This window comes from Paenibacillus sp. P4_A9 (assembly GCF_056402415.1).
The window spans coordinates 1-2,446 of record NZ_JBFUHL010000176.1; the positions used below are offsets into that span (position 1 = coordinate 1).

A 2,446-nucleotide genomic window follows, 5' to 3' on the forward strand; every position below is an offset into this window, starting at 1 on the left:
TGATATGAAACTTCATTTATAGATTTATATTATTTAAAAGTTATAATTATCAGTATTTTATTTCAGAGCATAGATTCTTTCACTCTAGCTATAAAAAACAGCTGCGGTAAAAGACTCAGAAAATAAAGTCTTAGACCGCAGCTGTTTGAGCGCCTCTAGTTCTCTTATTCGGTTGTTGATTAAAGTCGCATACAGCTTGAACGAGTTGAATTCCTCTTTATTTAGCCTCAATAAATACAGGGTTGCTAATCGCTCTGAATTCCCTGCCTTTTCCTACAGTTACCACAATCCATTTCACTTTATCCACAGCAATGTCCGGAAGTTGCAGACTATAATCATAGAAAATCCCCGCGCCTTGAGCCTCGCTTTCTGTGTCCACAAGTCGATTCGTAAGCGGAATGTACGTTCTTTGCTCGCCAGACATGTACAAGCAAAGTCTGTCCAGTGGAACATTGGACAAAATCGTAACATCGGCGCTAACAGACGTCTTGTCCGTCACGAGCGTTTCCCCAGGGCCTTTGCCCTCCAAAGATACCCGAAGCAACGGTCCGCTTGTCAAAAAGCTATGTCCTTTGCGCAGCGCATCCAAAACCGATTCTACCGTCAATGCCTGCTCTGTATGGATATACGTTTGCACGCAACCGCTTCCTAATCGATTTTCTGCCCACTCCTCCATAATAGGCGTTGTTTCTTGGAGTACTTCTATGAGGTAACGAATGACATCCTGTCGCTCAACTGGAAGAGAGTCAACTATTTCACTACTATGGGCGATCATCCATGTAAATTTTTCAAGTCTTCCGTGGAAGTCATCTGCCCATATATTGTGCGTATCACTTCCACTAGTAGCTGCAACAAATCGCCCTTCCTCAAGTAACGTCAACCAGAACGTAAAGGCGTCATAGTTAGGCGTTCCTGGGATCATCGGGTTGGATCCATTCCATACTTCAATCGTATCAAATATTTCTATCATATCCGCAAACTTCGGATCTAATGAAATCGCAGGATTCCTGTCACATGGATGGTTGATCTGCGGAAGACCCCCGCAAGCACTGATCTCCTCCGAAGTTCGAATATGTTCTTGGCGCAAATATTGTTCAGTACGGTCTTCCTGTTTCGGTATTTTGTAAATAACGTCTGTATGTACACCTAATGACAGTACATGTCCATTGGTTGTAGATATCTCTTTAGAAACAATTGGTAAAAATGTGTCGGTAGCCGTAGTGAGCCAATCTTGATGATTTTTTATATTGTGATGATCGCTTAACGCTCCAAAAGCAAGCCCTGTGGCTTCCATAGAAAATGCCACTTGTTGCGGCGATTCAATGACGTCATCCGTACCGCCGTGAAGAGGACTTGAGTAAACGCTGTGATGATGCAAATCTCCAGCATACCAGCCTGCTCCACTCCAGTCCGCCATTCGTGGGAGGCAAATTTGACAAGTTAACTCCACATTAGCGTTAATGATAATTTCTTGCTTCACTATTTTGTAAGCAGGTCCTTTGGATACTTCGAGCAAATAACGACCGTTATTTCCGTTAGGTAAAGGAAGTGGCAAAGTAACCGTCCCACACGGCAACGTATATTCACGGATAAAATCGATTCTATTATTTGGCTGAGAGATGGTTTCCATCGTTTCGTCAGTGAGCATCGGATAAAGCTTAACTTGCGCGATCATTCCGTTACCATCAGTATCAGTTACAGTCAACTTGAGAGTCCCTTGCTCTTGCGAAGTAGTCTCTGGTTGAAAAACGAATCCTCTATTTGATAATTCCTCTTCCCAAAACTGCAGAGCTTCTTGTAGAGCTGGCGGCGAATAACGTGGCAAGCCATTTTCGTTTGGCATAATGCTACTGGCTGCTTGCAAATACTTTTTCATGACCATATGATGTCCTCCTGAGTATGGGTATATTGAAATTATAGACAATATTGTAGAAGATACCTCTATAAAAATATTGGTTTTTTTTATGATTTTATTTGACCTTATTCATCCATATTATTGGCTCGTAGCAAGAACTTGATCTAGGCTTAATGATCACCTGGGACGGCATATATAAAATAACGATGTAACCTTCTGAATCGTAGGCGAATATCCTATGGATATCAAAAGGAGGGATAGGCGCGTGCATTCAATAAATCCTGTTCCAGCTGCCCCAATGGGCGGCGATGTAAAATCACATTGCAAAAAATATATGAAGTTCCATGTTATTGCACAAATGAAAGACGGGTCACAATTTGAGGGAATCATCGATGATATGGACGAGGATGGCGTCACCATGTTAGTTCCTGAAGAGGTTGATGGCGTGGAGAGGGAAATAGAACCATACAGACAACCGTATGGTCATAGATTTCGTCGATATCGCCGGYAGCATTTCCCGTTCTTTCTTTTTGCATTACCATTCTTCAGACCTTACCCATTCTATCCCCCATATTATCCATATCCTTATCC

At 42.3% G+C, this 2,446-nt stretch carries 2 protein-coding genes; one reads left to right on the forward strand and one right to left on the reverse strand.

Annotated elements, in window-relative coordinates; genetic code table 11:
- Positions 1-217: 217 nt before the first annotated feature.
- Entirely contained in the window at positions 218-1,882 is a 1,665-nt protein-coding gene (locus AC1DVJ_RS30620) for a CehA/McbA family metallohydrolase (protein WP_477596647.1), read from the reverse strand.
- A gap of 238 nt (positions 1,883-2,120) precedes the next feature.
- Here AC1DVJ_RS30620 and AC1DVJ_RS30625 point away from each other — a divergent pair.
- The coding region (locus AC1DVJ_RS30625) for a hypothetical protein (protein WP_477596649.1) at positions 2,121-2,446 on the forward strand (326 nt) is incomplete at its 3' end.

What these genes read in the sequence shown, in the direction of transcription:
- AC1DVJ_RS30620 (WP_477596647.1), bottom strand. Translation starts at nt 1,882, where the DNA reads ATGGTCATGAAAAAGTATTTGCAAGCAGCCAGTAGCATTATGCCAAAC.